This window comes from Rhizobium sp. 01T444 (assembly GCF_056398305.1).
Genome location: NZ_JBFTPD010000001.1, coordinates 61,983 through 87,060, shown reverse-complemented (window position 1 = coordinate 87,060; position 25,078 = coordinate 61,983). Strand labels below are relative to the sequence as shown.

The following is a 25,078-nucleotide window of genomic DNA, read 5'->3' as shown; positions in this document are numbered from 1 at the left end:
CGAATTGCCTCCAAAGAGTTGGGGTGATTCTACGGGGGGAAGGTTGAGGTTTTGCTACCGGGGCTCCAGTCAACTGGAGGATTAAGCGGCAACAATTTCCGCTTCGGGTCGAGTGCGCGACCCCTTGGCCACATATCGAAATGCCTCATACAGCAACACCCTGCACCGCTGCAGCAAGCGGCTCCAGCATAGCCATTTCCTCCGTCGAGAGGCTGATCGAGGCCGCGGCAACGTTTTCTACCAACCGGTTGCGCTTGCGTGTTCCGGGGATCGGAACCGTCTTTGCGTTCAGTGTGCCGGACTGGGCATAAAGCCACGCCAGTGCGAGCTGGGCGGGCGTGGTATCCTTGCCAGCCGCGATCTCCTCGATCTTGGCAACTAGCCGCATGTTGGCCTCACGGTTTTCAGCAGAAAAGCGCGGGAAGTTCTGGCGGGCGTCGTCACCCGCCAGTGCGCCCGCGAACGCCTGTCCGGTCAGCATTCCGCGGCCCAAAGGCGAATAGGGCACGATAGTAACGCCAAGTTCGGCGGCAGTCGGCACTACATCCGTTTCGATATCGCGAGTGAAGATCGACCATTCCGATTGCAGCGCCGCGATCGGATGAATGACATGAGCGGCGCGCAGCTCGGCGGCACTGACCGCGGACAGGCCGAGCCGTTTCACTTTTCCTGTCTCAACAAGATCGGCCATCGCGCCGATGGAATCCTCCAGCGGAACGGCATCGATCCGGCGATGCATGTAGTAGAGATCGATGACATCCACACCGAGCCGCTTAAGCGAGCGGTCTACGGCGGCCCGGATGAACTCGGGGCGGTTGTCGATGCTCCAGTCATTCGGGTTCTCGGGCGTGCGCGTGTAGCCGAACTTGGTCGCGATGACGACCTTGTCGCGGTTGGCGGCAATGAAGGGTGCCAGGAATTCCTCGTTCGCACCGACACCATACATGTCGGCGCTATCGAACATGGTCACACCAAGTTCCAGCGCGCACTCGAGCGTGGCACGGGACTCGATCTCGTCCGTCGCGCCGTAGAATTCGCTCATGCCCATGCAACCCAGCCCCTGGGCGCCGATCAAGGGGCCATCTTGGCCAAGCTGGACCTGAGGGATGATTGTGATTTCGCTTGTCATATTGGATCTCCACATTTCGACAAGCACCTCTTATAAGTATTGAGTATAGTCCATGGTCAAGGGTTGAATCATGCTGATCTCGGAATTTGCCAGAGCCACTAATCTTCCGGTCGATACGATCCGCTTCTACATCGCCAAGGGGCTGTTGAAGCCCGATCGTAGTTCCAAGGGCGGATCGAACCCGTACCAGATGTTCCGGTCGGAAGACGTTACGGCTGCCAGGATGATCCGCCTGCAGCAGACACTGGGATATTCTCTCGGCGAGATACTGGCGCTCAACGAGGAATATCGCGCGGGGGAGCATTCGCCGGAACGGACGACCGAGGTCCTGCAGTCCCAGATCGAAAGGCTGGAGGAGCGAAAGGTCGCCCTGGATGCGGCCTTGTCATTTCTTCGTGGCAAGGTGGACTGGATCAAGGCTGGCAAGCCGGACGGCGCCCCCCGCCTCGAGGCCTATCAGTGCTGAGCTGATCGTAGCTCTTCCAATCCCTGTTCCCGCGAGATCACCGGAGAATACCTAAGTTCATGCCGGGCTTTGCTGATATCGAGCGAAACCTCAACGGCTGAGGTCGCATAGGACTGCAGCGTCAGCGGCGGAACGATTCTGCCGCCAGAGATCGTGGCTAGCAGGTCGCCGATCGCGGCCACGCTCCGGACGACTGTGCGCGGAACAGTCTTATCGGGGACAGCCAGTCCCTGTGTTTCCAGCAGTGCCGATACGATGGTCCGGAATTGCATGGGCTCCCCATCCGAGATGAAGTAGACCTCGCCGCTGCGTCCATGGAGGAGCGCCAACTCGACGGCTGCACAAAGATTGGCGATGTGGGTGGTCGAGGTCAGATATCTGCCGCCGCTGATCCAGGCAAACTTGCCGGAGCGAACCGCTTCCGTGAGTGCGGGAAGTGCTGTCGTATCGTCGCGGCCCCAGACGAAACGCGGGCGCAGGACCACGACGGCAAGGTCAGACCCGGTGGCGGCAAGCGCAATGCGCTCCGCCGCCGCTTTTGTGCGGGAATACCCGCCCGCCGGCTTCACGGGTAGAGGCATGGTTTCGTTCACGTTGACCAGCGGCTTGCCAGTGGCGAGAACGGATTCCGTGCTGAGATGGATCACTTTGCGGATGCCGGCGGCGCGGGTGGCATCGAGAACGGCGCGCGTGCCATCCTCGTTTACGCGCCGCTGCCTCTCCTTGGCAGGGCCATGGTCGGTATCGGCAGCGGCATGGATCAGGGCATCGCAACCGGCCATTCCGGCCGCGAGACCACCATCAAAGATGTCGCCTCGGAACAAGGTTGCGCCCAGCGCCTGGACGCATTCAGCCGACACGTCGCTGCGCACCAGTGCTGTGACCGCGACCCCGCGGGCAATGAAATGGCGGATCAGGTTGCGGCCGACATAGCCGCTTCCTCCTGTCAGGAATATGCGTTGGAACGGGACGAGTTTGCCCGTGGCCGCGGCTTGTGCGGCAATACTGCTGTCGGTCATGCCATTTACCTGATGTGTTTGGGAGGGTCAGTTCGCCGGATTGACGGTGAGATCGACCTCTCCTGGATCGGTTGTGACGAGCCAGTTGATTTCGCGAAGAACCCTGTCGCGCTCTTCGCGCGTGAAATGGTGGAAATCGAGATGCTCGAGGAATTTCAGCCCTTCGAGCGCCAGATAGGCCAGCAACGCCCCGCGCGGCCATTGCGATGTCTCGTGAATGCGGGCGATCGTCCGCGCCTGGTTGTCCTGCATCTTCCCTCGCAGTCCCGCATCCAGTGCCAGAGCGGCGCTGAGGTTGAGGGCAACTGCCCGGAATTCCTCCGGTGGCGGTCCGGCGGCCGCGAGGATTCGGCCGCGGATGGCTCGATTCTTGGGGTCGTCGATCCGTTCCTCCATCCCGGCATGATGGGCGTTGTCGCGCTCGAAGGCACGGTCGACGACGGCTTCGATCAGCGCCTGCTTAGACCTGTGGTCGTAGAGTACGCTTGCCTTGTTGACGCCCGCTTCCTTCGCGACGGCGTCGATCGTCAGATTTGCGGCGCCGTCGCGCCCGACGACGCGTTCGGCGGCATCGAGAACAGCCTGTTGATCAATAACCCGCTTCCTGCCCATGAAACCATCCATTTTTATTTCCAGCCAGATGGTTATAAATAATGAACTTCGATAGTGTCAAGACTGCGAGGGCGTATTGCCGGGACATGGGGAAATACGGCCGGGATCCAACTTCCATCTCGTTTGGCCGCGGCATCGGAAGTCTGCTGCCTGTGACGCCGTAAAAGGCTGGATGATGTCAGCGGTTGCGGAGGTGATCGGTGAATGACTGGACTTGGGCGATGAGCAAGGGAGGAGGATCCTCAGTCATCTTTTATGTGACTGTAAGATTGCGTCGTCGCCGGAAAACCATAAGCGTTCCGCCGATTGCACAAATCTACAAATGCAGCGAAATCTAAGCGGATCTTAGCAGAAAATTTGGCTGGGGAACCTGGACTCGAACCAAGATTAACGGAGTCAGAGTCCGTCGTTCTACCATTGAACTATTCCCCAGCAGGCGCTGCCGAAGCGTGGCTTGGCTGCCGTGCGGCGCTTATAACCAAAACCGGGCGGATTGCAAATACCCGTTTTGAAAAAATTCGATCCCTCCACGCGGCGTGAAAATCGGGTGGCTAAAATCTGGAATCAAAAAGAATTTGGTGATTTCGTCGGTCGCTGATATCTTCGCGCCAACGCAAAAATCGAATGAGCGCCTGCTGCATACCTTTCTGGACTTGCGCGGCGCGATGGAAAACGAACGTGGAAGACCCCGAAGGCGGCGCAAGGCCGCAATTTGACGGGGCGTCGGCGGTAGGGCGCAAGGACGGCAAGAAGTCCAGGCGTCGCAAGGGCAAGCGTGGCGGGCAATCCCGCGGCGCCGCTCATCCCGCTTCGCATGATCTCTCCGGCCATGCCGGGGAGGCAGCGCGCCCGAAGGAAGACACGGAAAGCCCGGCCCGCAAGCGGAAACGCCGCCGTCGTGGTGGGCGTGGCGCATCTCAGCCCGATACGGTCGTCCAGTCATTGCCTGTGGTTCAGGCCGTCGCTCAAAGCCATGGCCCGCGCCCCAATGGTGATTCGCCCTCCAGCCGACGTAACCGACGCAAGCATCGCAGCAAGCGGGGCCTGCAAGGCAGGCCGCTGGCTCCTGTGCAAGCGCCGCCGTCCGCAAGGCCCGAACATCGCGCTGAAGCGCAGTCGCGCCCTGTGCTGCGCGAGGTGCAGGATGCCGAAGCGGCAAATCGCAGGAGCCGTCAGCCAGGTCATGAAGACGAACGGGCAGGGGGCGAACATCCCTGGCCGGACGAGCTCTATGCCGCGCTCGATCTCGGCACCAACAATTGCCGCCTGCTGATCGCTCAGCCGACGCGTCCCGGCCAGTTCCGCGTCGTCGATGCCTTTTCCCGCATCGTACGCCTTGGCGAAGGGCTTGCCGCCAGCGGCAGGCTGTCCGACGAGGCGATGGAGAGGGCTGTCGATGCGCTCAGAATCTGCGCCTCCAAGCTCCGGAGCCGCGAGATCCGCCGCATGCGGCTGATTGCGACCGAGGCCTGCCGTCAGGCGGCCAATGGCGAGGAATTCCTGCAGCGCGTCGTGGTCGAGACTGGACTGGAGCTTGAAATCATCGATCGGGAAACCGAAGCGCGGCTTGCCGTTTCCGGTTGCTCCTCGCTGGTCGGGCGCGAGGCGCGCTCAGTCGTGCTTTTCGATATCGGCGGCGGGTCCTCGGAAATTGCCGTCATCCGCATCGGTGATAACCGCTTCGCCCGCCTTGCCAATCACATCACCCACTGGACCTCGCTGCCCGTCGGCGTCGTCACCCTCTCGGAGCGCCATGGCGGCCGCGATGTGACGCCTGATGTTTTCGAGGGCATGGTGAGCGAGGTTGCGGGCATGCTGTCGAGTTTCGATTGCCCGGAGATCGAGATTGCCGAGGATGGCGATTTCCATCTGATCGGCACCTCGGGCACGGTGACGACGCTTGCCGGCGTGCATCTCGACTTGCCGCGTTATGACCGCCGCAAGGTCGATGGCATATGGCTGTCCGATGACGAAGTCTCCGCCATGCAGGCAAAGCTACTTTCCTGGAATTTCGAAAGCCGCGCTGCCAATCCCTGCATTGGGCCGGATCGCGCCGATCTGGTGTTGGCCGGCTGCGCCATTCTGGAGGCGATCCGCCGCCGCTGGCCGAGCCCGCGCATGCGTGTTGCCGATCGTGGCTTGAGGGAAGGCCTGCTCACCGACATGATGGCCGATGACGGCGTCTGGCGGCGTCATCGCAACCGCCGCGGCCAGCGGGGAAACAAGGGGTAGGCATGACCAAGCCAACGATCGCGGGAAACCGCACCGGCCGCAAGCTCGGCCAGCGCGTCAAGAAAAAGAAGATGAAGGCCTCTTCGCGCCAGTGGCTGGAGCGCCATATCAACGATCCCTATGTGCAGCGTGCCCAGCTCGAGGGCTATCGAGCCCGCGCGGCTTTCAAGCTGCTGGAGATCGATGAGAAGCACCACATCCTGAAGGGCGCTAGGCGCATCATTGACCTCGGGGCCGCTCCCGGAAGCTGGTCACAGATCGCCGCGAAGGTGACGGGGTCGACGGACGAGGATGTCCGCGTTGCAGCAATCGACTTTCTGGAAATGACGCAGCTACCCGGCGTCACGGTACTGCAGCTCGATTTTCTTGATCCCACAGCCCCGGAAAAGCTGATGGAGGCCGTCGGCGGCACGCCGGACCTGGTGCTCTCGGACATGGCGGCACCGACGACCGGTCATCACCGCACCGATCACCTGCGCACCATGCACCTTTGTGAGGTCGCAGCTCACTTCGCGATCGAAGTGCTGGGCGAGGGTGGGCACTTCCTCGCCAAGACCTTCCAGGGCGGCACCGAGCGGGATCTGCTTGCCATGCTGAAGCAGCATTTCCGTCAGGTTGTGCACGTCAAACCCGCCTCATCGCGCGCCGAATCGGTGGAGATGTTCCTGCTGGCGAAGGGTTTCAAAGGCCGCAAGGTCGAGGCGGAGCCAGAGGACGCTTGATCTTTGCGCCAGTCCTGCGGATGATGATTTCCCAGGACTGGATACCCACCGATCCCATGCTTCTTTACGTTACACTCGGAACCAACGATCTCTATCGCGCCCGGCATTTCTATGATGCCGTTCTGCCGGTGCTCGGCTACCGGCGCCAGCGCTATTCGGAGGAGGAGATCGGCTATGCCGCCGATGGCGACACTCGCTGCCGCTTCTGGGTCGTAACCCCCTTTAACAGGCGCCGGGCCACGAATGGCAACGGCTCCATGGTCGCCTTCGAGGCGGAAACGCGGGCGGCGGTTGATGCCTTCCATGCGGCAGCAATTGCTGCCGGCGCTATCGATGAAGGCGAACCGGGACTGCGCTCCTATCACGCGCATTTCTACGCAGCCTATGTCAGGGATCTCGACGGCAACAAGCTATGCGCGGTCTGCGAGAAGGCTGAATAGCCGCCTGCTTATTTGACCGGCTGCTGCTCGGCTGCGATCGTCGCGGGTGCCAGGCGCTTGGCGCGGTGGCCGGAGACGGAGGCGCCGGCATCCTTGGCCATGCGGGCAAAGGGGATGGTGGCAAGCACCGTCAGGCCGGCAATCACGAAGAAAGCGATGTGGAAATCGATCACCTGCAGCTCGGCTCCCCGGAAATAGATGGAGGTTTCCAGGATCGAGGCGGCAAGGGCAACACCGAGCGCCAGGCTGATCTGCTGCATCACCGAGGCCATGGATGTCGCCTGGCTTGCCTGCGCATCGTCGATATCTGCAAAGGCCAGCGCATTGACGCCAGTGAACATGAAGGACCGGGAGAAGCCGCCAAGCAGCAGCACACCGATGATGACAAGGTGCGGCGTCTCCGGCGTGAAGAGGCCGGTCACAGCCGTCACGACCGTCGTCACCGCACCGGCGCAAAGAAGCGTGGTGCGGAAGCCGATCGCCTTATAGACGCGCCGTGCGATGAACTTCGTGGTGATTGCCCCGATCGCGCCGGCAAACGTAATGAGGCCTGACTGAAAGGGCGTAAGGCCAAATCCGAGCTGCAGCATCAGCGGCGTCAGAAACGGCATGGCGCCGACACAGATGCGGAACAGCGTGCCGCCGCTCGTCGAAGCGCGGAAGGTCGAATTCTTGAACAGGTTGAGATCGAGGATCGGCGTCGGGTAGCGCCTGGCGTGGCGCACATAGAGCACGCCGCAGATGATGCCGATGGCGGTGGCCGTAATACCGATGATCGGCGGCAGGGCCGGAAGACTGACGACCGAGAGGCCGAAGACGACGCCTGCAGCCGCAAGGCTGGTCAGGATAAAACCGCTGAAATCGAGCTTCGGCGGAGCCGTCGCCTCTATCTCCGGCAGGTAGATTGTCGCAAGCCACACGCCGATGATGCCGACAGGCACGTTGATCAGGAAGATCCAGTGCCAGCTGAAATAGGTGGTGATGAAGCCGCCGAGTGGCGGGCCAGCAAGCGGGCCGACAAGAGCCGGGATCGTCAGCAGCGCCATGGCGGAGACCAGTTCGCTCTTCTGCGTCGTCCGCACCAGCACCAGACGCCCGACAGGCGTCATCATCGCGCCGCCCATGCCCTGCAGGAAGCGTGCAAAGACGAATTCGATGAGATTGGAGGAGAAGGCGCAGAAGATGGAGCCGACGACGAAAACACAGATCGCCAGCCGGAAGATATTCTTCGCACCGAACCGGTCCGCCATCCAGCCGCTGATCGGAATGAACACCGCAAGCGCCACCATATAAGAGGTCAGCGCCAGTTTCAGCGTGATCGGTCCGACATGCAGATCGGCCGCAATCGCCGGCAGGGCCGTCGCGATTACAGTCGAGTCCATCTGTTCCATGAAGAGAGCAACGGCAAGGATCAGCGGGACAATGCGGTTCATAGGCGAATGCCTTGATGGATGCGGATGGGGCTTGGGAAGCCCGTGCTGTGTAGTCCCAGTTACGGGCTGTGCCAATCCCTCAATCGGTTTCCATTACACGTTTGGATCACGACTGCGTGAGACGACTTGCCCGACACTTTCGCCTCTCAAGATTGACATATGCTTACCCGGCCGGGGCCAGAAATCCTCTATCAATCCGGCTGGAATATCGGGGGTCGTGCGGCGACGCACCGCACAGTGTCGAGGATGGATATATGACGATTTTTCATGGAATAAAGCGACGCGCGCTTTTTGCCGCAGGCCTCGGTCTGCTCGCCGCGCCGGTCATCCTGAGAGGAACGGCCTATGCGGCCGCAACTGGAGAAACAGGCAATATGGAAGTTACCCCGCAGCCGCAGATCAATCAGTTCAAGCTCGGCTCCTTCAAGTTCACTGCCGTCCGCGACGGTTTCAACGTGCTCGAAAAGCCCTATGAGACCTTCGGTTCCAACCAGGACCCGCAAACCGTCCAGGCGCTTCTCGCCGCCAATTTCCTGCCGACCGACAAGTTCGCAAACAGCTATGCACCCGCGGTAGTCGATACGGGTTCCGACGTCATCGTCGTCGATACCGGCTTCGGTGCGGCCGGCCGCGAACGCGGCTTGGGCCATTTCACCGCCGGGCTGAAGGCGGCAGGTTATTCACCTGACGACGTCACCGTCGTGGCCCTGACGCACCTGCACGGGGACCATATTGGCGGTCTGATGGAAGGTGGTGCTCCGGCCTTCAAGAATGCCCGCTATGTCATCGGCCAGGCCGAATACGATTTCTGGTCGGATAAGGCGCGGGAAGGCACGCCTGCCGAAGGCGGCCACAAGGCGGTGCTCGCCAATGTCGTGCCGCTCGCCGAAAAGGCGACCTTCGTCAAGGAAGGTGATACGATCGCGCCCGGTCTGACCGCGATGCTCGCAACCGGCCACACGCCCGGCCACATGGTCTTTCATGTCGAATCCGAGGGCAAGCGGCTGGTCATGACGGGTGATACGGCAAACCATTACATCCTGTCGCTGCAGCGTCCGGACTGGGAGGTGCGTTTCGACATGGACAAGGCGCAGGCGGCCGCAACCCGCAAGAAGGTGTTCGACATGATCGCCACCGAGAAGATCGCCTTCCTTGGCTACCACATGCCGTTCCCGTCAGTCGGTTTTGTCGAAAAGCAGGAGACCGGTTACCGCTTCGTGCCGAAGACCTATCAGTTCGACATTTGAACGAGACGCATGGCTGCCATACCAAGCCCGGCCACGTGCCGGGCTTTTTTGCTATTTCCTTCCTGTCATAGACGTGTTACCAGCCCTCGCCAACTTCCATAAACTCATGCACACCGCCGGTGCGGACGATTCGTACCGGGTGGAACGCATTTTTCTTTCTTGAAGGAATTTGGCCATGGCTCGCATCATTGAAACGCCAACCGGACTCGACGCACTCACCTTCGATGACGTGCTGCTGCAACCCGGTCATTCCGAAGTCCTGCCGGGTCAGACGAGTGTCGCAACGCGCCTCGCACCCGACTTCGAGCTGAATATCCCGATCATATCAGCAGCGATGGACACCGTCACCGAGGGCCGTCTGGCGATTGCTATGGCGCAGGCCGGCGGCCTTGGCGTCATTCACAAGAACCTCACTCCCGTCGAGCAGGCCGAGCAGGTTCGTCAGGTCAAGAAGTTCGAAAGCGGCATGGTGGTCAATCCCGTGACCATCGGCCCGGATGCTACGCTCGCCGATGCCCTGGCGCTGATGAAGATGCACGGCATCTCCGGCATCCCGGTTGTCGAGAAATCCGGCCGCCTCGTTGGCATCGTCACCAACCGCGACGTCCGCTTTGCATCCGACCCGACCCAGAAGATCTACGAACTCATGACCCATCAGAATCTGGTGACGGTCAAGGAAAACGTCGATCAGCAGGAGGCCAAGCGCCTGCTGCACTCTCACCGCATCGAGAAGCTGCTGGTCGTCGATGGTGAGGGCCGTTGCGTCGGCCTGATCACCGTCAAGGATATCGAAAAGGCACAGCTGAACCCGAACGCCTCCAAGGATGCGCAGGGCCGCCTGCGTGCTGCCGCTGCCGTCGGCGTCGGTGACGATGGTTTCGAGCGTGCCGAACGGCTGATCGATGCCGGCGTCGACCTGCTCGTCGTCGATACGGCCCATGGTCATTCTGCTCGCGTTCTGGAAGCCGTTGCCCGCGTCAAGAAGCTCTCCAACTCCGTTCGCATCATGGCCGGCAATGTCGCGACCTATGACGGCACCAAGGCGCTGATCGATTCCGGCGCTGACGCCGTCAAGGTCGGTATTGGCCCGGGCTCGATCTGCACGACGCGTGTCGTCGCCGGCGTCGGTGTTCCGCAGCTTGCTGCGATCATGTCGGCGGTCGAGGCGGCGAATGCGCAGGGCATTCCGGTCATCGCCGATGGCGGCATCAAGTTCTCGGGCGACGTGGCCAAGGCCATCGCGTCCGGTGCATCTGCCGTCATGATCGGCTCGCTGCTTGCCGGTACCGATGAAAGCCCCGGCGAAGTCTATCTCTACCAGGGCCGCTCCTTCAAAGCCTATCGCGGCATGGGCTCCGTCGGTGCCATGGCGCGTGGTTCGGCAGACCGCTACTTCCAGGCGGAAGTGCGCGACACGCTGAAGCTCGTGCCTGAGGGCATCGAAGGTCAGGTGCCGTACAAGGGCCCGGTCTCCGGCGTCCTGCATCAGCTCGCGGGCGGCCTCAAGGCTGCCATGGGCTATGTCGGCGGCAAGGACATCAAGGAGTTCCAGGAGCGCGCCACCTTCGTGCGCATCTCCAGCGCCGGCCTGCGTGAAAGTCATCCGCATGATGTGACGATCACCCGCGAAAGCCCGAACTATCCGGGCGTCGGCGTCTAATCATGGAAACGGGCAGCCGGGTTCCGCTCTGGATCATCGCGCTGCTCGCAGCCCTCTGCCTCATCGTCCTCGGCTGGACCACCTTCGGCTACACCGTGCCCTTCGAGCATGAGACGGGGCAGGCGGTGCTAGACACGTATTTTGTAGGCTATGACGAGTCCGCTGTCTTCCATATGGAGACGTTGCTCGATCAGAACGTGACGGCAAGCCACATTCTCCGGGCCATGTATTTCGGCCCGGAGCTCATCTTTCCGGCTCTGCTGACAGCCCTTCTGTTCGTGATTTTTCTGCGGCTTGGCCCGATCGAGACATGGCGCGGCCGGCAGGCGCCCCGCCTGCTCGGCCGGATCACTTACATCCTCCCATTCATTTACGGCTTCGCCGATTACGCAGAAAACATCTCAAGCCTCGTTGCCTTCAGCGACAGTGGTGCGGCAGGCTTTGCCGCGCAGATCCTGCCGTGGATGACGAAGCTGAAATTCGCAAGCCTTGCAATCTGCGCCATTCTGATCGTGAGAGCCGCAATTCTCCACCAAACGCGCGAAAACTGAGTGCTTGCAGCACTTCCTTTTGCAATTCCGGACGCAAAACTGCTGCACATTTTGCTGGAATTGCTTATCGCGGCCAGCGCCACACCGGCTGTGAGAGCTTTGCCGCGAGGAAATCTCCGAGTGCTTCCACTTTCGCCGGCCGGGCACGCGCTGACGGCGTAACGAAATAAAGGGCGCCCTTTGGCAAGGTCCAGTCCGTCAGGATCGCCTTCAGGCGTCCGTCGCTCAGGTATTCGTAAGCCATGAATTCCGGCAGTTCGACGATGCCGAGGCCGCGCAACGCCATCGGGATCAGTGCTTCCGAATTGGTTGCCCTCAGCGGTCCTGTCGGCACCACGATCTCCTCTTCCCCCGCCTTGTTGCTGAAGCGCCAGACATCCTGCCGCGGCCGGTAGGCGTAACCGAGGCAATGATGGGCCGCGAGGTCTCGCGGGTGCCGTGGACAGCCGTATCTTTCGAGATAGGAGGGGGCTGCGAGAATGAACGGCGTGACAGGTGTCAGCCTCTTCGCCACGAGGGAGGAATCGGGCAGCACCGCGATACGCAGTGCCGCATCGAAGCCTTCACCCACGAGATCGACCACGGCATCACTCATATGCATGTCGATGGAGATATCGGGATAGAGTTCGAAGAAGTCAGGCAGGATCGGCGCCAGCCATTGCCGCCCGAAGACCATCGGTACGGCGAGACGGATCAGCCCGCGTGGCTGGCTGGAAAGTTCGCGCGCCGCATTCTCGGCCGCCTCCGCCTCCGCATAGATGCGTTGGGCGCGGTCGACGAGCCGCAGCCCGAAATCGGTGAGTGCCAGCTGCCGGGAAGTGCGGTTGAAGAGCCGCGCACCGAGCCGGTCCTCCAGCCGGCTGACCGCCCGCGACACCGTCGGTACGGAAACGCCGAGCGTCTTGGCCGCGCGGGCGAAGGAGCGCTCCTCCGCCACTTTGGCGAACATGGCGAGGCCCTCGAAATCCGGAAAACTCATCATTTCATTCCTGCAATGATATCTTTCATTTCTTTCTATTCAGAAATGAAAGACCCGTCCACATCTTCAGTTCAGTCGAACAGAACAGGAGACGACGACAATGAACCAGACACTGAATGGGACACGGAGACTGAACGGAAAGATCGCGGTCATCACCGGCGCCACGTCGGGCATCGGCCTTGCCACCGCAAAGCGCTTCGCAGCCGAAGGCGCACGCCTCTTCATCACCGGCCGCCGCAAGGAGGTTCTTGATGCGGCTGTCGCCGAGATCGGCGGCAATGTCACCGGCATCCAGGCCGACTCGGCAAAGCTTGCCGATCTCGACCGCCTCTATGAGCAGGTGAAGGCAGAGGCCGGCCGCATTGACGTGCTCTTCGTCAATGCCGGTGGCGGCTCGTTTGCGCCGCTCGGCGCAATCACCGAAGAACAGTATGACGATACCTTTGGGCGCAATGTGAAGGGCGTGCTCTTTACGGTGCAGAAGGCGCTGCCGCTGCTCGGGCAGGGTTCCTCTGTCATCCTGACAGGCTCCACGGCGGGGGTATCGGGCACGCCGGCCTTCAGCGTCTATGCCGCCTCCAAGGCAGCGATCCGCAACTTCTCCCGTAACTGGATCCTCGACCTGAAGGACCGCGGCATCCGCATCAACACGCTGAGCCCTGGTCCGACCGAAACGACAGGTCTCGCTGAACTTGCGGGCCAGGACAAGGCACAGCAGCAGGGCCTGCTGGACTATATGGCATCACAGGTTCCGATGGGTCGCGTCGGCCGCCCGGAAGAAATCGCCGCAACGGCCCTCTTCCTCGCGACAGAAGATTCGAGCTTCATCACCGGTGCGGAGATCTTCGTCGACGGCGGTATCGCCCAGGTCTGACCCCGAAGACGGCCCGCTCCTCGGCGGGCCGTCATGGCTCTGGTATCTGTCCGGTCTTTCCGCTACTGCTCCCGCCGTCGCCGAAGTGAGAGGAATGATGATGACCGGCTTTGAGATGTTCTGGCCTCTGCTTGCCCACGTCCTGTTGGTCTACATCCTTTACGGAGTGCTTGGTCTGCGCCGTGGCAAGGCGGTTCGTGAGGGGCGGATGAAGAAATCGGGCTATCGCGAGAACCGTGACGAACCGCCCGAATGCCTTTTCGTCAAGAACAACCTCGCCAACCAGTTCGAGCTGCCGGTGCTCTTCTATGCCTGCAGCATTCTTCTTTATATCACCGAGGCGGATAATCTGGTGGCCGTCGTGCTTGCCTGGCTTTTCGTCGTCCTGCGATATGCCCATGCCTATGTGCATGTCACCAGCAACGATCTGCGCTATCGCAGCCCGCTTTTTGCTGCTGGTTTTGTCGTGCTGGGAGCCATGTGGGCCTGGCTTGCCGGCTGGATGCTGTTCTCCTGATCCGGGCGATTTCCTCCAGATAAGCCGGTAACACAGTTTTGTTCCTGCGTTACCGGCTGCTGACCTAAGTTCCCCCTTGCTCATTGGGCATGGGGTGGGAACTGAGGAGGACTGTTATGGAAAAGCCCGTCATTACGCAGGCAATGATCAATGCCTATGATGAATATACGCACCTGACGCTGGATCGCCGCAGCTTCATGGACAAGCTCACGAAGCTTGCCGGCTCGGCAACTGCGGCCGCGGCAATCGCGCCGCTGTTGGCGGCCAACCAGGCAGCCGCCGAGGTCGTCGCCGAAAACGACGATCGCCTGACCGCCCAGGATATTACCTATCCCGGCAGCGGCGGTGACATGAAGGGTTATCTGGTGCAGCCGAAGAATGCGTCCGGCCAGCTCGGCGCCGTCATCGTCATCCATGAGAACCGCGGCCTCAACCCGCATATTCGCGATGTCGCCCGCCGCATGGCGCTCGAAGGTTTCGTAGCGCTCGCGCCCGATTTCCTTTCGCCGCAGGGTGGCACGCCTGAGAATGAGGATCAGGCGCGTGACGTGTTTAGCAAACTCGATGCGGCCACGACCGTCGCGAACGGCGAGGCGACTGTCGTCTACCTCTCCAAGCTCGAGGCTGCGAACGGCAATGTCGGCGCGATGGGCTTTTGCTGGGGCGGCGGCGCGGTCAACAACCTCGCGGTCAAGTCACCCGAGCTGAAGGCAGGCGTGGCCTATTACGGTGCGCAGCCGCCGGCCTCTGACGTTCCCAAAATCAAGGCGGCGCTGCTGCTCCACTATGCCGGCCTCGACGATCGCATCAATGCTGGCATCGACGCTTACAAGAAGGCGCTAGAGGAGAATGGTAAAAAATTTGAGATCTACGTCTATGAGGGGGTCAACCACGCCTTCAACAACGACACATCCGCCGCCCGCTATGACAAGGCGGCAGCCGATCTCGCCTGGAGCCGCACGGTCGAATTTCTGAAGCAGAACCTCGCCTGACCAGGCCTGGAGAGTGTGCCGCAAGGCGAAAAAGGCAGGGTGACAAGTGCTCAGCCTGCCTTGCTGAATGAAGTGTTAAGACTGACTTTTGCACAGGCCAAAACGGGGCGTAACGCCCCTTTGCCCCTGCGCTCTTGTCATTGCTTAAAATCCGACCATTTCCCTTTACGACGGATGAATACCTGCATGTCATATCCGCCCGACGCGCCGGTATGACACATCATTTCCGCCGCTCAATAACGAGACAGATGGGAACCACATGGGCGCGGACATTTCGGATCGTATTGCTCTTCGCAGGAAGCCGAAACAGGAGCGAAGCATCCAGCGGCTGGATCTCATCCTCAACGCCGCAGCCAGCATCATCGCCGAAAAGGGCGTCAGCGCCATGCGGATGACCGAACTTGCCGTCGCCGCAAAAGTTCCGATCGGTTCGGTCTATCAGTATTTCCCGGAAAAGGCGGCGATCGTCAAAGCGCTGTTCGACCGCCATACGCAGGCGATCCAGCAGAAGACGGCCGAGATGTTCGCGGATGTTCGATCCCTCGATGAAGCGCTCGACCTGATCTCGGCGATGATCGACTGGTATTATGCCGAATACCGCAACGATGCCGCCTATCTCGGCGTCTGGATGGGTACGGAGACGGATCAGGATCTCTTGCGCCTGAACATCGAGCATAGCGGCCAGGTCGCCGAGATCTTCCAGGAGGCTGTGCGTCGTCTGGCGCCGGAATTCTGCGATGAGCAGATGAAAGCGCGCACTTACCTTTTCAGCCACCTGATCGGCGCGGCGATCCGCCTTGCGGTGCTGAGCGAAGATGGCGAGCGCATCCTCGACGAATGGAAGCGCGTGATCCGCGCTTCCCTATTTGCTCCGACGTCCGCTTCGGCAGCTTGAGACTACCTACCAGCTCGGCATCATGCTCGTCGCAGCCTTGAGCCGCGGATAGTGGCGGGCGTAGCCTGTCTTGCCATCCTGCTCCAGCCCATCTTCGATGACGGTCGGCGTGATGTTGTCGAGGCAGGCGGTAATATGTGCCGTAATCGCGTTCATCAGCGACAGCGAAACGCCGGGCCGCTTCATGATGCCGATCTGCACCGGCGGCAGTGCCGGGAAGCCGTCTGCCTGGCTCAAGACCTTCATGCCTGTCCGGAGTGCTGATTCCGGCATGACCGAGACTGCCATGCCGGCGAGCACTGCGGAGGCGACCACGGTGCAGGACCAGCTGGTGAACAGAACCTGATATTCGCGCCCGACGGCATCGAGTGCGGAGCAGGCGAGCTGGCGCCACTGGCAATCGCGCCGGCCGACGGCAAGCGGGACCGGCGCATCGTCGCGGATCGGATGGTTGGCCGAACTCACCCAGCAGAGCGGCTCTGTCCGCACCACATCCGAAATGCGCTCGCGCGGATTGTGGGTGACAAGTGCGATATCGAGCTCGCCCTTGTGCATGCGTTCGGCAAGGTCGACCGAAGGTTCGCAGACGATATAGAGTTCGACATTCGGATGCGTCTTGGCAAAGCGGCCGATGATCTCGGGCATATAGCGATCGGCATAATCATCGGGCGTGCCGATGCGCAACGTGCCTTCCAGCCTGTTGTCGTCGAAGGCGGCGATCGCCTCATTGTTCAGGCGGATGATGCGGCGCGCGTAATTGAGCAGCTTTTCGCCTTCGACCGTCAGCCGGTTGCCACGGCCGTCCTTGATGAAGAGCTGCTTGCCGATGCGTTCTTCCAGGCGCCGCATCTGCATGGAGACGGCGGACTGTGTCTTGTAGACCTTGTCGGCCGCCTTGGTGAAGCTGCCGGAGTCCACGATTGCGATGAAAGTCTGCAATTGGTCGATATCAAGCGGCGCCGACATGATCTTGTCCATCCATAAAGATCTCTGATGTTAATCATTAGAAACATTCGTTGGACTGATCAATAGGTCTTTGGCATCTTCGGGATGCAAATCAAGCAAAGTGAAGGACAGACACCCTGCCTGTCCAGCCTGTGACCAGCTGACCCTTCCTGCACGACCTCGCAGGCGGGGCGGGCTGTTCTGCGCCCCGAAGAAAGGAGAGTTCGATGCGCACTCATGAACAGACACTAGAACTCGACTGCGGCAAGCTCGCCCCGACGTTCATGCAGCGTCTTATGGCTGGCCTTGCGCCGCTGGCAATCGCCCTTCGCATTGTGCGCAATCGCTCGCAGGTGAATGGGCTGCACGATCTCGATGATTATCAACTGCAGGATATCGGCCTGACGCGGGCCGATGTGACCTCTGCATTTCTCGCTTCGACCTTCTTTGAAGATCCGTCGGAGCATCTGACGCAGGCGGCCAAGCGCCGCTGGCGTATTGCGGTCATGCGCCCCTACAGGGACTGAACGCACGCGTTTCCCCGCAGGGTGATAGCCAATAGCCCTGCTGCTTAACCCGGTGATCGGCTTTCCCAAGCCATCTCCGGGTTTTTTTATTTCTTGGCGGTGGGAGCGGGCTCTTCGGGGGAGGGCGCGGATTTGGGCCGATAGGCCTCGAAGATGGCTTCAAGGTTCTTCTGATAGCTTTTCTGCACTTCGAGACCGCTGTCGAACATGGCGTTCAGCATCTCAGTATAGCTGTCGCCGGCTTTCGGTTCTTCCTTCGGCGGCTCCGGAGCCTTCGCTGTCGGTTGCTGGAAACCGGCCATCATTTCCTGGAAGGCCTTGGCAAAGGGGTTGTCGAGGAAAGGATTAGCAGGCTGCGGCGCCGCTTCCGGTTTCGGCACGCTGAACATCAGCTGCATGGCCTGTGTGAACGGATTATCGAAAATGCTGGGCTCGGGTGCTGCCTTCGGCTTCGGCGCAAAACCGGTGCTCTCAAGCCATTGCTGGATCGTCTCGCCCATGGCGGTATTGACGAAGGGATTGACCGGTGTCGCCATCTGCCCCATCGATTGCTTAAACAACCCGCCCATCAGCGTGCCCGCCATGACCGGCAGCATCTGCTTGTAGATTTCCTGGCCAATGCCGGTCATCTGCGCCGCCTGCGCGGCAATGGCGCGCGAGACCTCTTTGGAGCCGAAAAGCTGGGCGAGGATATTGTTGCCGTCGGAAATGCCTTCAGGGGTAAAGGCCCTGTTCATGTCCTCGAAATATTTGGCATAATTGCCCGACGCCACGGCCTGCATAAGGCCGACGAAATCATAAGGGTTGCTGGTGCTGCGCTTGAGGCCGGCGGAAAAGGCCGGCGTCAGTGCGGCCATCGCCTTTGTTGCCTGTTCCTGCGCGAGGTTGAACTGCTTGGCAACGGCGTCCATCGCCGCCCCGTTCTGCGCCTGCATCATCATGTCGAAGAGTGGCAGCATGAAAGTCCCTTTCCCGGAATAGCGGCGCATATTCGCGCCACTATAGCTCGAAATGGGATTGCGCAAACGGCTTTTTGGAAGGGGCGGCTTGCCTCTTAGTATTGATATTCCTGGAAGACCGGCTCGACCGAGCCGTTCCAGCGGCCGTGATAGAGCGCCAGCAGATCCTCTGCGAGCGTCGCCTTCTTGGCCAAAACCTCGTCGAGTGGTGCCAGGAAGATGCTCTCGTCGACGCCGTCGCCATTCAGCCTGTTGCGTGCTTTCAGGCCGGCGCGGGAAATATTGACGACCTCGCGCGCCGTGTCGATCAGCGCATGTCCGCGGAACTCGGCCTTGAGACCTTCTTCCGGCACCGCGTTGCGCAGCGTATTCACTTCTGCAAAGCCCCAGTCCTTGGTCAGTTCGTCGGCGGCCTGGAGAGCGGCGTCATCATAGAGCAGGCCGACCCAGAAGGCCGGCAGGGCACAGATGCGCCGCCACGGCCCGCCATCCGCGCCGCGCATTTCCAGGAAGCGCTTCAGGCGCACATCTGGGAAGAGCGTCGAAAGATGGTTCGTCCAGTCGCCCATCGTCGGCTCATAGGCAGCGATCTCGCCTTTCAGCGCGCCGTTCATGAACTGGCGGAATGTGACGTGGGTCGCCCTGTGATAGTGCCCGTCGCGCATGACGAAATACATGGGTACGTCGAGCGCCCATTCGGCATAGTCCTTGAAGCCGAAATCGTCGCGGAAGGTGAAGTCCAGGAGCCCGCTGCGCCTGTTGTCGACGTCGCGCCAGACATCGCCGCGCCAGGAGAGCATGCCGTTCGGCTTGCCTTCGGTGAAAGGAGAGGAGGCGAAGAGCGCGGTCGCCAGCGACTGCAGCTTCATCGAGACGCGCATCTTGCGGCGCATATCGTCTTCCGAGGAGAAATCGAGGTTCACCTGGATCGTACAGGTGCGATACATCATGTCGAGACCACGGGTGCCGACCTCAGGCATGTAGCTGGTCATGATTTCGTAGCGCGACTTCGGCATATGCGGGGTTTCCGCATAGGTCCATTTCGGGCTGCCGCCGATGCCGAGGAAACCGATGCCCATGGGCTCTGCGATCTCGCGCACTTGCGCCAGATGCTGGTTGGATTCCTTGCAGGTCTGGTGAATGTTTTCAAGCGGTGCGCCCGAGAGCTCGAACTGGCCGCCGGGCTCGATCGAGATGGCACCCATGCCGCTCTGCTCGCCAAGACCGATGATATTGTCGCCGTCCGTGATCGGCTCCCAGCCGCTCTTGGCCTGCAGGCCCTTCAGCAGCGCCGAAATGCTGGCTTCGCCGAAATAGGGAACCGGGCTGTTGTCTTTGCGGAAGAACACGAACTTCTCATGTTCCGTGCCGATGCGGAACCGGTCCTTCGGCTTATTGCCGGCGGCAAGATAGTCGGTCAGCTCCTGAACCGAAGAGATCGGCGTCTGGTCGGTGGTGTCGCGAGCCATGAAAGTACCTGTATTCGGGAAGGCGCCGGGGCCGGGGCAATTGGAAGGGTGATTAGTGCCCAAGCCAGCTAAGTTGCAAGTGAAATTGTTTCAACAGGTCATCAAAAAAATAGCAGCACTTTCCTTTCAATCGGCCTTCGGCAGTTAATTCCAGTCGCCGATGGCAGCCTGTATCACGGCCATAGCTGCGACCGCTGCCGTGTCGGCGCGCAGGATGCGCGGCCCGAGGGGGATAGCGGTCACGAAATCGAGGCTGTGCAGGCGCGTTCGTTCCTCCTCCGAAAAGCCGCCTTCAGGGCCGACCAGCAGCGCAATCTTCCGTTCGGTCACTTTGGAAAGCAGCGGCAGCGGGTTCTGCCCCGCGTCGCCCTCATCGCAATAGATGATGCGCCGGTCCGCAGGCCAGCGGTCGAGCAGATCGGCAAGCCGCACGGGCTCGGCCACATCGGGAATGCCGAGGATGCCGCACTGTTCCGCCGCTTCGATGACATTGGCGCGGATCTTGTCGAGATTGGTGATCTTGCCTTGCACATGCTGAGTCATGACCGGCTGCAAAAAGCCGGCGCCCATTTCCACCGCCTTCTGCACCAGATAATCCATGCGGCCGACCTTCAGCGGCGCAAAGAGATAGTGCAGGTCGGATGGGGCAGGCTGCGGCCGGGTCTCTTCCGTCGCCGTGAGCAGGATGCGCTTGCGGGTGGGGAAGGTGAGGCTCGCCTTCCATTCGCCGTCGCGGCCGTTGAAGAGCAGAATTTCCGCACCCTCTTCCATGCGCAGGACATTGGCGAGATAGTTGAACTGCTCCGAATTGGCCTCGACGGCGGCACCTGTTGACAAGGGAGCATTGATGAAAAGCCGCTGCATGCGGAAATTGGCGCGCATCTTAAGACCCTGACTCACATGAAGAGCGCGAACATAGCCCAATAAATCACCGCCGCAAGCGCGGCCGAGACCGGCACTGTAATGACCCACGCCCCGACGATCGTCATGAAATGCGACCGGCGAACCAGATAACGCCGTCGGGCTTCATGAACGTTCGGCTCCGGCTCGTCGATCTCGAAGCTTTCAGTCTTGCGGCGTATGAATTCGATACGGCGCTTCGAATTGCGCGTGTACCACTCGCGGAAAAAGCCGACGCCGAACACCGAGCCGACGGCGATATGGGTGGTGCTCACCGGCAGGCCGAGCCAGGAGGCGACGATGACCGTGAAGGCGGTCGAGAGCGCTACACAATAGGCGCGCGTCGGATTGAGCTTGGTGATCTCCTCACCGACGAGCCGGATAAGGCGCGGCCCGGAAAGCAAAAGGCCGACCGAGATTCCAAAGGCGCCGATCAGCATCACCCAGAGCGGCGGGTGGCCGATCATGCTGTTGTCGGCAATACCGGCAGAGTGAACGATCGCCGAAAGCGGACCGACCGCATTGGAGACATCGTTTGCGCCATGCGCGAAAGAGAGCAGGGCGGCCGAACCGATCAGCGGAAAGTGGAACAGTGTGCGAAGCGAGCTGTTGCGGTTTTCGAGATTCTCTGCCTGCCGCAAGACGACCGGCCGCACCACGAGCCAGCTGACGAGACCGATCCCGATGCCGATCAGGAGGATCGTCAGCGACGAGTATCGGCCCCGCGGCGCGAGCTGCAGCACCATATAGGCCATGAAACCGCCGGCCATCACGGCGATCATGATGGGAACCCATTGCCTGGCGGCGGCGATCTTGTCCTCGCGATAGACGATGAGGGTCTTGACCAGATAGAGGAGCCCCGCGGCGACCAGCCCGCCGATCAACGGCGAGGTTATCCAGCTCGCGGTGATTTCCAGCATGACCCGCCAATTGACCGGCTCGAATCCGACCGCTCCCACGCCGGCACCGATCACAGCACCGACGATCGCATGCGTCGTCGAAACCGGCGCATTCATCCAGGTAGCGAGGTTGATCCAGAGTGCGGCAGCCGTGAGCGCCGCCATCATGATCCAGCCGAGTGTTGCCGGCGGGACCTGAACCGTATCGACGATACTGGAGGAAATCGTCTTGACGACCTCACCACCGGCAATCGTCGCGCCCAGCACCTCGAAGATCGCGGCGATGATGAGCGCCTGTTTCATGGTGATGGCGCGTGCACCAACCGCTGCGCCCACATTGTTGGTCACGTCGTTGGCGCCGATATTCATCGCCATGTAGGCGGCAAGTGCTGCAGCCGCAATTGCCAGCACCGCACCGGGCCTGTCGAACACATAGACGCCGGCAAAAAGCATCGCCAGGCCGAGAAAGATCAAGCCAAGCCCGGGCGCCACCAGCCGTCGCGAGACATATTTGACCGCATCCTCGACATGGGTGACCTTGTCGAGATCCTTATCAAGCGTGCGTTTCGTAAGGACGGCGTTGCGTTGCGGCATTCTGTTTCCTGGCTAAGTCCTGCTTTTGCGCCGCCTTTTCTAGCGGCACAAGATGGCAAGACTTATTCCGCCGGAATTTGTTTCGGAATGCCGCCAGAAAGTTTTTCAGCCATGCGCCGTTTAAAGGCGAGGAACAGGTTACGCAGTTCGGGTTCCTGGACGCGCTTGACCGCCTCGTCGCAGGAAACCCACTCGACGGTCCGCTCGCCCTTTTCTTTGAAATTCTTCGCCACACCAGTCACTTCGAGGGCATAGACCTGAACCTTGCAGGTCACCTTCATGCCGTCGCGCAAAACCTTGGGGTAGGTATAGTCGCCGAGCGTTTCTGTCTCCACCGTGCCGCGTACGCCAGCCTCTTCCAGGGCTTCCTGTGCCGCAACTTCATAGGCACATTTGCGGTTCATCGGCCAGCCCTTGGGGATCACCCAGCGCCCGGTATCGCGGCTGGTCATCAGCAGAACTTCGAGCTCACCCGTCTTCTTTTTGACCCGGTAACAGAGCGCAGCATATTGCTGTCGCGGCGGACGCCGAAACATGAGTTGCACATCAGAAGCCAGGCGGGCAAGAAGGGTCAATTGTCGGGTCACCTTTACGATCGTTAAGCTGAGTCGTTATTATATTAGTATGATATGAAAAGCTTGCGCGATCCATACGTGCAAAACGGACCGAAAAACTATTTTATCCACTGTACATAGGAAAAATCGAGACCAGGCAGGTTCGGAAATCTCGCCATTTCCTGTCCTGAATGCGTCGTTTTGCACAGCTGTACAATATGGCCCGACCTTGCTTTTCATTCAATGGCGAGATCTTCTGATCCACCGTGATTTTCTACAATGTGGTAACCATGCGACTCCCACCCCTCAACGCGATCCGCGCCTTTGAAGCTGTCTGTCGTCACGGTAGCATTTTGAAGGCGGCCGAAGAGCTGGGCGTGGTGCGCGGCGCCGTGCGCCAGCAGATATCGACGCTCGAAGATCACCTCGCCAGCAAGCTCTTCGTGCGTGACGGCCGCAGGCTGGTTCCGACCGAGAAGGCAAGCGCCTTTGCCGAGGCCGCCGGTGCTGCCCTGACCATATTGAAACGCGCCGCCGATGAATTCGAAGAGGCGGGCAGGCAGCGCATCCGCCTTGGCGTGCCGTCGGCTTTCGCCATCTGGTGGCTGATGCCGCGAGCGGCCGACATGCAGGCAAGCCTTGGCAATATCGAGATCGATATCGTGCCGATGACGGTAGTCGAACCCTTGTCGCAACATCCGGATTTCGACGCCGTGATCATGGGCGGCGAGATCAGATCTTCTGCCGGTATCACCGAAACACGCTTCATGGAGGATGAATTCGGCCCGGTTGCAACGCCCTCAATGGCCGCCGGACTTGCAGGCGACGCCGCGGCCTTGGCGGAAGCAAACATCCTTGTCAGCCGCAGCGCGCCGAAACTCTGGACCGAATGGTTTGCAGAAAGCGGTACGCCCCATGTTGCCTTTTCCCGTCTTCGAGAATTTGAGGATCTTCTTCTGGCAGTGGGCGCTGCCCGTGCGGGCCTCGGCGTTGCGCTGGCGCCGAAAGCTTCGATCGAGGACGATCTCGCCCGCGGCATTCTGGTCGCCCCTTACGGCTTCATCCGTCGGCCGGCTGGCTACAGCCTCTGCTGCCGGACATCAGATGCGAAACGGCCAGCCTTCGCGGCGCTCTGCAACTGGCTGCTGCGCTCGGGCGGCGCGTCCTGAAAGGGCAGTTTTTCTGCCCTTTCATCAGAAATATCTCCATGCCCGCCCTATCTTTGCCTCGCTAGAACAGAGGGGAACGAAAGGGCATGAGATGGAAAAACCTGCGACACGCATAGACTGGATCGGCAATAGCTGCCGCCTGCTGAAGGCAACGGCTGCGGAATTCGAAAAGACGCGCCCGTTTGCCGGTCTTTCGATCGGCACCGGCATCCATCTGGAACCGAAGACGGTCGCTCTGCTGATGACCCTGCGGGCCGGTGGGGCGCGCCTGATCTGCACCGGCAACCTGAACAGTACACAGCCAGCAACCGTGGAATTCCTGCGCGCGCAGGGCATCACTGTCTTCGCAACCCAGACGACCGATCCCGTCGCCCATCACCGGAACCTTGAAGCCGTCGTTGCCGAAAAGCCCGATCTCTTGCTGGACAATGGTGGTGATCTCTTCGCGATCGCAGCCGAGAGGCCCTACGCCAATCTGCTCGGCGGCACAGAAGAAACGACCTCCGGCCGAACCCGCCTGCTGCCGATGCGCGACCGGCTCGCCATGCCGATCCTCGTCATCAACGACAGCCCGATCAAGCAATTCGCCGAAAACAAGCATGCCGTCGGCCAGAGCCTGTTCGAAAGCTACATGCGCTTCACCAACCGCTCCACCAATGGCAAGCGTGTGACCGTCTTCAGTTACGGCGCCTGTGGCAAGGGCACGGCCGCCGCCTTCCGCAACGCCTTCTCGACGGTAAGCGTCGTCGATATCGATCCTGTTACCAGCCTGGAGGCGCATCTCGACGGCTTCATCACGCCGCTCCGCGAACAGGCGATCCGCTCGGCGGACGTGATCGCCACCGTCACAGGCTTCCCCGGCATCGTCACTGCCGCCGATCTGCCGCTGATCAAGGACGGGGCGATCCTCATGAACGGGGGTCATTTCCCGCATGAGATCGATGTCCCAGCCTTCCGCAGCCATCCCGATGTCGTTGATATCGATCGGTACGAGGCCGATTTTATCGAGACCTTCCACCTGAAGGACGGTCGGTCCTTCCACGTGCTCGGCGGCGGTCATATGGCCAATCTCGCCGGCCCACGTCCGCTCGGCAACTCTGTCGAATCCATGGACCTCGGCTTCACCCTGCAGGCCCGCTGCCTGGAGCGGGTGGCAAAGCGCAGTGTCGGCGCCGAATCCTGCATCGTGCCGGTGCCCGCGGATATCGACGCAATGGTCGCGAGCGCCTATCTCGATCTGGCGCGCTAAAGCAATTCAGCAAAAGTGTATAGCGGTTTTGCGTGTGGAATTGCG

General features: G+C 60.8%; 25 protein-coding genes and 1 tRNA gene. 14 read left to right on the top strand and 12 right to left on the bottom strand.

Features of this window, described 5'->3' with window-relative positions:
- Window positions 1-145: 145 nt before the first annotated feature.
- Window positions 146-1,129 (bottom strand): aldo/keto reductase, encoded by a 984-nt coding sequence (locus tag AC1DTN_RS00385; protein WP_477919524.1) that lies wholly within the window; start codon window positions 1,127-1,129, stop codon window positions 146-148.
- A 70-nt stretch (window positions 1,130-1,199) separates the two neighbouring features.
- On the opposite strand from AC1DTN_RS00385, the gene AC1DTN_RS00380 reads away from it, so the two are divergent.
- Window positions 1,200-1,595, top strand: coding sequence for a MerR family transcriptional regulator (locus AC1DTN_RS00380; protein WP_477919522.1), 396 nt, complete (start codon window positions 1,200-1,202; stop codon window positions 1,593-1,595).
- Here the strand turns inward: AC1DTN_RS00380 and AC1DTN_RS00375 are convergent.
- From AC1DTN_RS00375 to AC1DTN_RS00365, 3 genes are all read right to left on the bottom strand, one after another.
- Window positions 1,586-2,614: an NAD-dependent epimerase/dehydratase family protein gene (locus AC1DTN_RS00375; protein WP_477919520.1), complete on the bottom strand. Its 1,029-nt coding sequence runs from the start codon at window positions 2,612-2,614 to the stop codon at window positions 1,586-1,588. The genes AC1DTN_RS00380 and AC1DTN_RS00375 overlap by 10 nt on opposite strands.
- Before the next feature lie 27 nt (window positions 2,615-2,641).
- Entirely contained in the window at window positions 2,642-3,238 is a 597-nt protein-coding gene (locus AC1DTN_RS00370; RefSeq protein WP_477919518.1) for a TetR family transcriptional regulator, read from the bottom strand.
- Window positions 3,239-3,584: 346 nt separating this feature from the next.
- Window positions 3,585-3,658 (bottom strand) — tRNA-Gln (locus AC1DTN_RS00365).
- Window positions 3,659-3,904: 246 nt separating this feature from the next.
- Here AC1DTN_RS00365 and AC1DTN_RS00360 point away from each other — a divergent pair.
- The 3 genes from AC1DTN_RS00360 to AC1DTN_RS00350 are packed head-to-tail and all read left to right on the top strand — an operon-like array spanning window position 3,905 to window position 6,620.
- On the top strand, window positions 3,905-5,458 hold the full coding sequence (locus AC1DTN_RS00360; protein WP_113324851.1) for a Ppx/GppA phosphatase family protein: 1,554 nt from the start codon (window positions 3,905-3,907) through the stop codon (window positions 5,456-5,458).
- 2 nt (window positions 5,459-5,460) lie between these two features.
- Window positions 5,461-6,180 (top strand): RlmE family RNA methyltransferase, encoded by a 720-nt coding sequence (locus AC1DTN_RS00355; RefSeq protein WP_113324850.1) that lies wholly within the window; start codon window positions 5,461-5,463, stop codon window positions 6,178-6,180.
- 56 nt (window positions 6,181-6,236) lie between these two features.
- The gene (locus AC1DTN_RS00350; protein ID WP_113324879.1) at window positions 6,237-6,620 is read left to right on the top strand and encodes a VOC family protein; all 384 of its coding nucleotides are present in this window, start codon (window positions 6,237-6,239) and stop codon (window positions 6,618-6,620) included.
- 8 nt (window positions 6,621-6,628) lie between these two features.
- On the opposite strand, the gene AC1DTN_RS00345 is transcribed toward AC1DTN_RS00350, so the two are convergent.
- Complete coding sequence (locus tag AC1DTN_RS00345; protein ID WP_477919515.1) at window positions 6,629-8,053, bottom strand: DHA2 family efflux MFS transporter permease subunit; 1,425 nt, start codon at window positions 8,051-8,053, stop codon at window positions 6,629-6,631.
- Window positions 8,054-8,307: 254 nt separating this feature from the next.
- On the opposite strand from AC1DTN_RS00345, the gene AC1DTN_RS00340 reads away from it, so the two are divergent.
- From AC1DTN_RS00340 to AC1DTN_RS00330, 3 genes are all read left to right on the top strand, one after another.
- Complete coding sequence (locus AC1DTN_RS00340; RefSeq protein ID WP_310378659.1) at window positions 8,308-9,300, top strand: MBL fold metallo-hydrolase; 993 nt, start codon at window positions 8,308-8,310, stop codon at window positions 9,298-9,300.
- A gap of 175 nt (window positions 9,301-9,475) precedes the next feature.
- The gene (gene guaB, locus AC1DTN_RS00335; RefSeq protein WP_310378657.1) at window positions 9,476-10,960 is read left to right on the top strand and encodes an IMP dehydrogenase; all 1,485 of its coding nucleotides are present in this window, start codon (window positions 9,476-9,478) and stop codon (window positions 10,958-10,960) included.
- A gap of 2 nt (window positions 10,961-10,962) precedes the next feature.
- Window positions 10,963-11,511: a hypothetical protein gene (locus AC1DTN_RS00330; RefSeq protein ID WP_477919512.1), complete on the top strand. Its 549-nt coding sequence runs from the start codon at window positions 10,963-10,965 to the stop codon at window positions 11,509-11,511.
- 64 nt (window positions 11,512-11,575) lie between these two features.
- Here the strand turns inward: AC1DTN_RS00330 and AC1DTN_RS00325 are convergent, their stop codons facing one another.
- A complete protein-coding gene (locus AC1DTN_RS00325) occupies window positions 11,576-12,493 on the bottom strand; it encodes a LysR family transcriptional regulator (protein ID WP_477919510.1) in 918 nt (305 codons plus the stop codon).
- Window positions 12,494-12,590: 97 nt separating this feature from the next.
- Here AC1DTN_RS00325 and AC1DTN_RS00320 point away from each other — a divergent pair, with 97 nt between their 5' ends.
- The 4 genes from AC1DTN_RS00320 to AC1DTN_RS00305 all read left to right on the top strand — a co-directional run bounded on the left by AC1DTN_RS00320 (window position 12,591) and on the right by AC1DTN_RS00305 (window position 15,768).
- The gene (locus AC1DTN_RS00320; protein WP_477919508.1) at window positions 12,591-13,364 is read left to right on the top strand and encodes an SDR family NAD(P)-dependent oxidoreductase; all 774 of its coding nucleotides are present in this window, start codon (window positions 12,591-12,593) and stop codon (window positions 13,362-13,364) included.
- Between the two features lie 100 nt (window positions 13,365-13,464).
- A complete protein-coding gene (locus AC1DTN_RS00315; protein ID WP_477919507.1) occupies window positions 13,465-13,881 on the top strand; it encodes an MAPEG family protein in 417 nt (138 codons plus the stop codon).
- A gap of 116 nt (window positions 13,882-13,997) precedes the next feature.
- A complete protein-coding gene (locus tag AC1DTN_RS00310) occupies window positions 13,998-14,873 on the top strand; it encodes a dienelactone hydrolase family protein (protein WP_477919505.1) in 876 nt (291 codons plus the stop codon).
- Window positions 14,874-15,132: 259 nt separating this feature from the next.
- The gene (locus tag AC1DTN_RS00305) at window positions 15,133-15,768 is read left to right on the top strand and encodes a TetR/AcrR family transcriptional regulator (protein WP_477919503.1); all 636 of its coding nucleotides are present in this window, start codon (window positions 15,133-15,135) and stop codon (window positions 15,766-15,768) included.
- 6 nt (window positions 15,769-15,774) lie between these two features.
- Here AC1DTN_RS00305 and AC1DTN_RS00300 read toward each other — a convergent pair whose 3' ends face one another.
- Window positions 15,775-16,734 carry a LysR substrate-binding domain-containing protein gene (locus AC1DTN_RS00300; RefSeq protein ID WP_477919881.1) on the bottom strand — a complete coding sequence of 320 codons (960 nt, stop codon included), beginning with the start codon at window positions 16,732-16,734 and terminating at the stop codon, window positions 15,775-15,777.
- Between the two features lie 206 nt (window positions 16,735-16,940).
- On the opposite strand from AC1DTN_RS00300, the gene AC1DTN_RS00295 reads away from it, so the two are divergent.
- On the top strand, window positions 16,941-17,240 hold the full coding sequence (locus AC1DTN_RS00295; protein WP_477919502.1) for a YjiS-like domain-containing protein: 300 nt from the start codon (window positions 16,941-16,943) through the stop codon (window positions 17,238-17,240).
- Between the two features lie 86 nt (window positions 17,241-17,326).
- Here AC1DTN_RS00295 and AC1DTN_RS00290 read toward each other — a convergent pair whose 3' ends face one another.
- From AC1DTN_RS00290 to AC1DTN_RS00270, 5 genes are all read right to left on the bottom strand, one after another.
- Entirely contained in the window at window positions 17,327-18,199 is an 873-nt protein-coding gene (locus AC1DTN_RS00290) for a DUF937 domain-containing protein (RefSeq protein WP_477919500.1), read from the bottom strand.
- A 95-nt stretch (window positions 18,200-18,294) separates the two neighbouring features.
- The gene (locus tag AC1DTN_RS00285) at window positions 18,295-19,668 is read right to left on the bottom strand and encodes a glutamate--cysteine ligase (protein WP_439014155.1); all 1,374 of its coding nucleotides are present in this window, start codon (window positions 19,666-19,668) and stop codon (window positions 18,295-18,297) included.
- 144 nt (window positions 19,669-19,812) lie between these two features.
- A complete protein-coding gene (locus AC1DTN_RS00280) occupies window positions 19,813-20,550 on the bottom strand; it encodes a 16S rRNA (uracil(1498)-N(3))-methyltransferase (RefSeq protein ID WP_477919498.1) in 738 nt (245 codons plus the stop codon).
- A 14-nt stretch (window positions 20,551-20,564) separates the two neighbouring features.
- Window positions 20,565-22,061, bottom strand: coding sequence for an inorganic phosphate transporter (locus tag AC1DTN_RS00275; RefSeq protein ID WP_477919496.1), 1,497 nt, complete (start codon window positions 22,059-22,061; stop codon window positions 20,565-20,567).
- Window positions 22,062-22,123: 62 nt separating this feature from the next.
- Complete coding sequence (locus AC1DTN_RS00270) at window positions 22,124-22,636, bottom strand: NUDIX hydrolase (RefSeq protein ID WP_007819215.1); 513 nt, start codon at window positions 22,634-22,636, stop codon at window positions 22,124-22,126.
- Window positions 22,637-22,905: 269 nt separating this feature from the next.
- Here AC1DTN_RS00270 and AC1DTN_RS00265 point away from each other — a divergent pair, with 269 nt between their 5' ends.
- Together AC1DTN_RS00265 and AC1DTN_RS00260 are read left to right on the top strand one after the other, a co-directional pair.
- Window positions 22,906-23,784: a LysR substrate-binding domain-containing protein gene (locus AC1DTN_RS00265; protein ID WP_477919494.1), complete on the top strand. Its 879-nt coding sequence runs from the start codon at window positions 22,906-22,908 to the stop codon at window positions 23,782-23,784.
- 91 nt (window positions 23,785-23,875) lie between these two features.
- Window positions 23,876-25,033 carry an adenosylhomocysteinase gene (locus tag AC1DTN_RS00260; RefSeq protein WP_477919492.1) on the top strand — a complete coding sequence of 386 codons (1,158 nt, stop codon included), beginning with the start codon at window positions 23,876-23,878 and terminating at the stop codon, window positions 25,031-25,033.
- Window positions 25,034-25,078: the final 45 nt, after the last annotated feature.

Excerpts from the sequence above, each read along its gene's own strand:
- AC1DTN_RS00320 (WP_477919508.1), top strand. The coding sequence starts at position 12,591 with ATGAACCAGACACTGAATGGGACACGGAGACTGAACGGAAAGATCGCG.
- AC1DTN_RS00370 (WP_477919518.1), bottom strand. The coding sequence starts at position 3,238 with ATGGATGGTTTCATGGGCAGGAAGCGGGTTATTGATCAACAGGCTGTT.
- AC1DTN_RS00285 (WP_439014155.1), bottom strand. The coding sequence starts at position 19,668 with ATGGCTCGCGACACCACCGACCAGACGCCGATCTCTTCGGTTCAGGAG.
- AC1DTN_RS00260 (WP_477919492.1), top strand. The coding sequence starts at position 23,876 with ATGGAAAAACCTGCGACACGCATAGACTGGATCGGCAATAGCTGCCGC.
- AC1DTN_RS00380 (WP_477919522.1), top strand. The coding sequence starts at position 1,200 with ATGCTGATCTCGGAATTTGCCAGAGCCACTAATCTTCCGGTCGATACG.
- AC1DTN_RS00295 (WP_477919502.1), top strand. The coding sequence starts at position 16,941 with ATGCGCACTCATGAACAGACACTAGAACTCGACTGCGGCAAGCTCGCC.
- AC1DTN_RS00290 (WP_477919500.1), bottom strand. The coding sequence starts at position 18,199 with ATGCTGCCACTCTTCGACATGATGATGCAGGCGCAGAACGGGGCGGCG.
- AC1DTN_RS00375 (WP_477919520.1), bottom strand. The coding sequence starts at position 2,614 with ATGACCGACAGCAGTATTGCCGCACAAGCCGCGGCCACGGGCAAACTC.
- AC1DTN_RS00330 (WP_477919512.1), top strand. The coding sequence starts at position 10,963 with ATGGAAACGGGCAGCCGGGTTCCGCTCTGGATCATCGCGCTGCTCGCA.
- guaB (WP_310378657.1), top strand. The coding sequence starts at position 9,476 with ATGGCTCGCATCATTGAAACGCCAACCGGACTCGACGCACTCACCTTC.
- AC1DTN_RS00300 (WP_477919881.1), bottom strand. The coding sequence starts at position 16,734 with ATGTCGGCGCCGCTTGATATCGACCAATTGCAGACTTTCATCGCAATC.
- AC1DTN_RS00325 (WP_477919510.1), bottom strand. The coding sequence starts at position 12,493 with ATGATGAGTTTTCCGGATTTCGAGGGCCTCGCCATGTTCGCCAAAGTG.
- AC1DTN_RS00350 (WP_113324879.1), top strand. The coding sequence starts at position 6,237 with ATGCTTCTTTACGTTACACTCGGAACCAACGATCTCTATCGCGCCCGG.
- AC1DTN_RS00355 (WP_113324850.1), top strand. The coding sequence starts at position 5,461 with ATGACCAAGCCAACGATCGCGGGAAACCGCACCGGCCGCAAGCTCGGC.
- AC1DTN_RS00265 (WP_477919494.1), top strand. The coding sequence starts at position 22,906 with ATGCGACTCCCACCCCTCAACGCGATCCGCGCCTTTGAAGCTGTCTGT.
- AC1DTN_RS00315 (WP_477919507.1), top strand. The coding sequence starts at position 13,465 with ATGACCGGCTTTGAGATGTTCTGGCCTCTGCTTGCCCACGTCCTGTTG.
- AC1DTN_RS00280 (WP_477919498.1), bottom strand. The coding sequence starts at position 20,550 with ATGCGCGCCAATTTCCGCATGCAGCGGCTTTTCATCAATGCTCCCTTG.
- AC1DTN_RS00340 (WP_310378659.1), top strand. The coding sequence starts at position 8,308 with ATGACGATTTTTCATGGAATAAAGCGACGCGCGCTTTTTGCCGCAGGC.
- AC1DTN_RS00385 (WP_477919524.1), bottom strand. The coding sequence starts at position 1,129 with ATGACAAGCGAAATCACAATCATCCCTCAGGTCCAGCTTGGCCAAGAT.
- AC1DTN_RS00275 (WP_477919496.1), bottom strand. The coding sequence starts at position 22,061 with ATGCCGCAACGCAACGCCGTCCTTACGAAACGCACGCTTGATAAGGAT.
- AC1DTN_RS00305 (WP_477919503.1), top strand. The coding sequence starts at position 15,133 with ATGGGCGCGGACATTTCGGATCGTATTGCTCTTCGCAGGAAGCCGAAA.
- AC1DTN_RS00310 (WP_477919505.1), top strand. The coding sequence starts at position 13,998 with ATGGAAAAGCCCGTCATTACGCAGGCAATGATCAATGCCTATGATGAA.
- AC1DTN_RS00345 (WP_477919515.1), bottom strand. The coding sequence starts at position 8,053 with ATGAACCGCATTGTCCCGCTGATCCTTGCCGTTGCTCTCTTCATGGAA.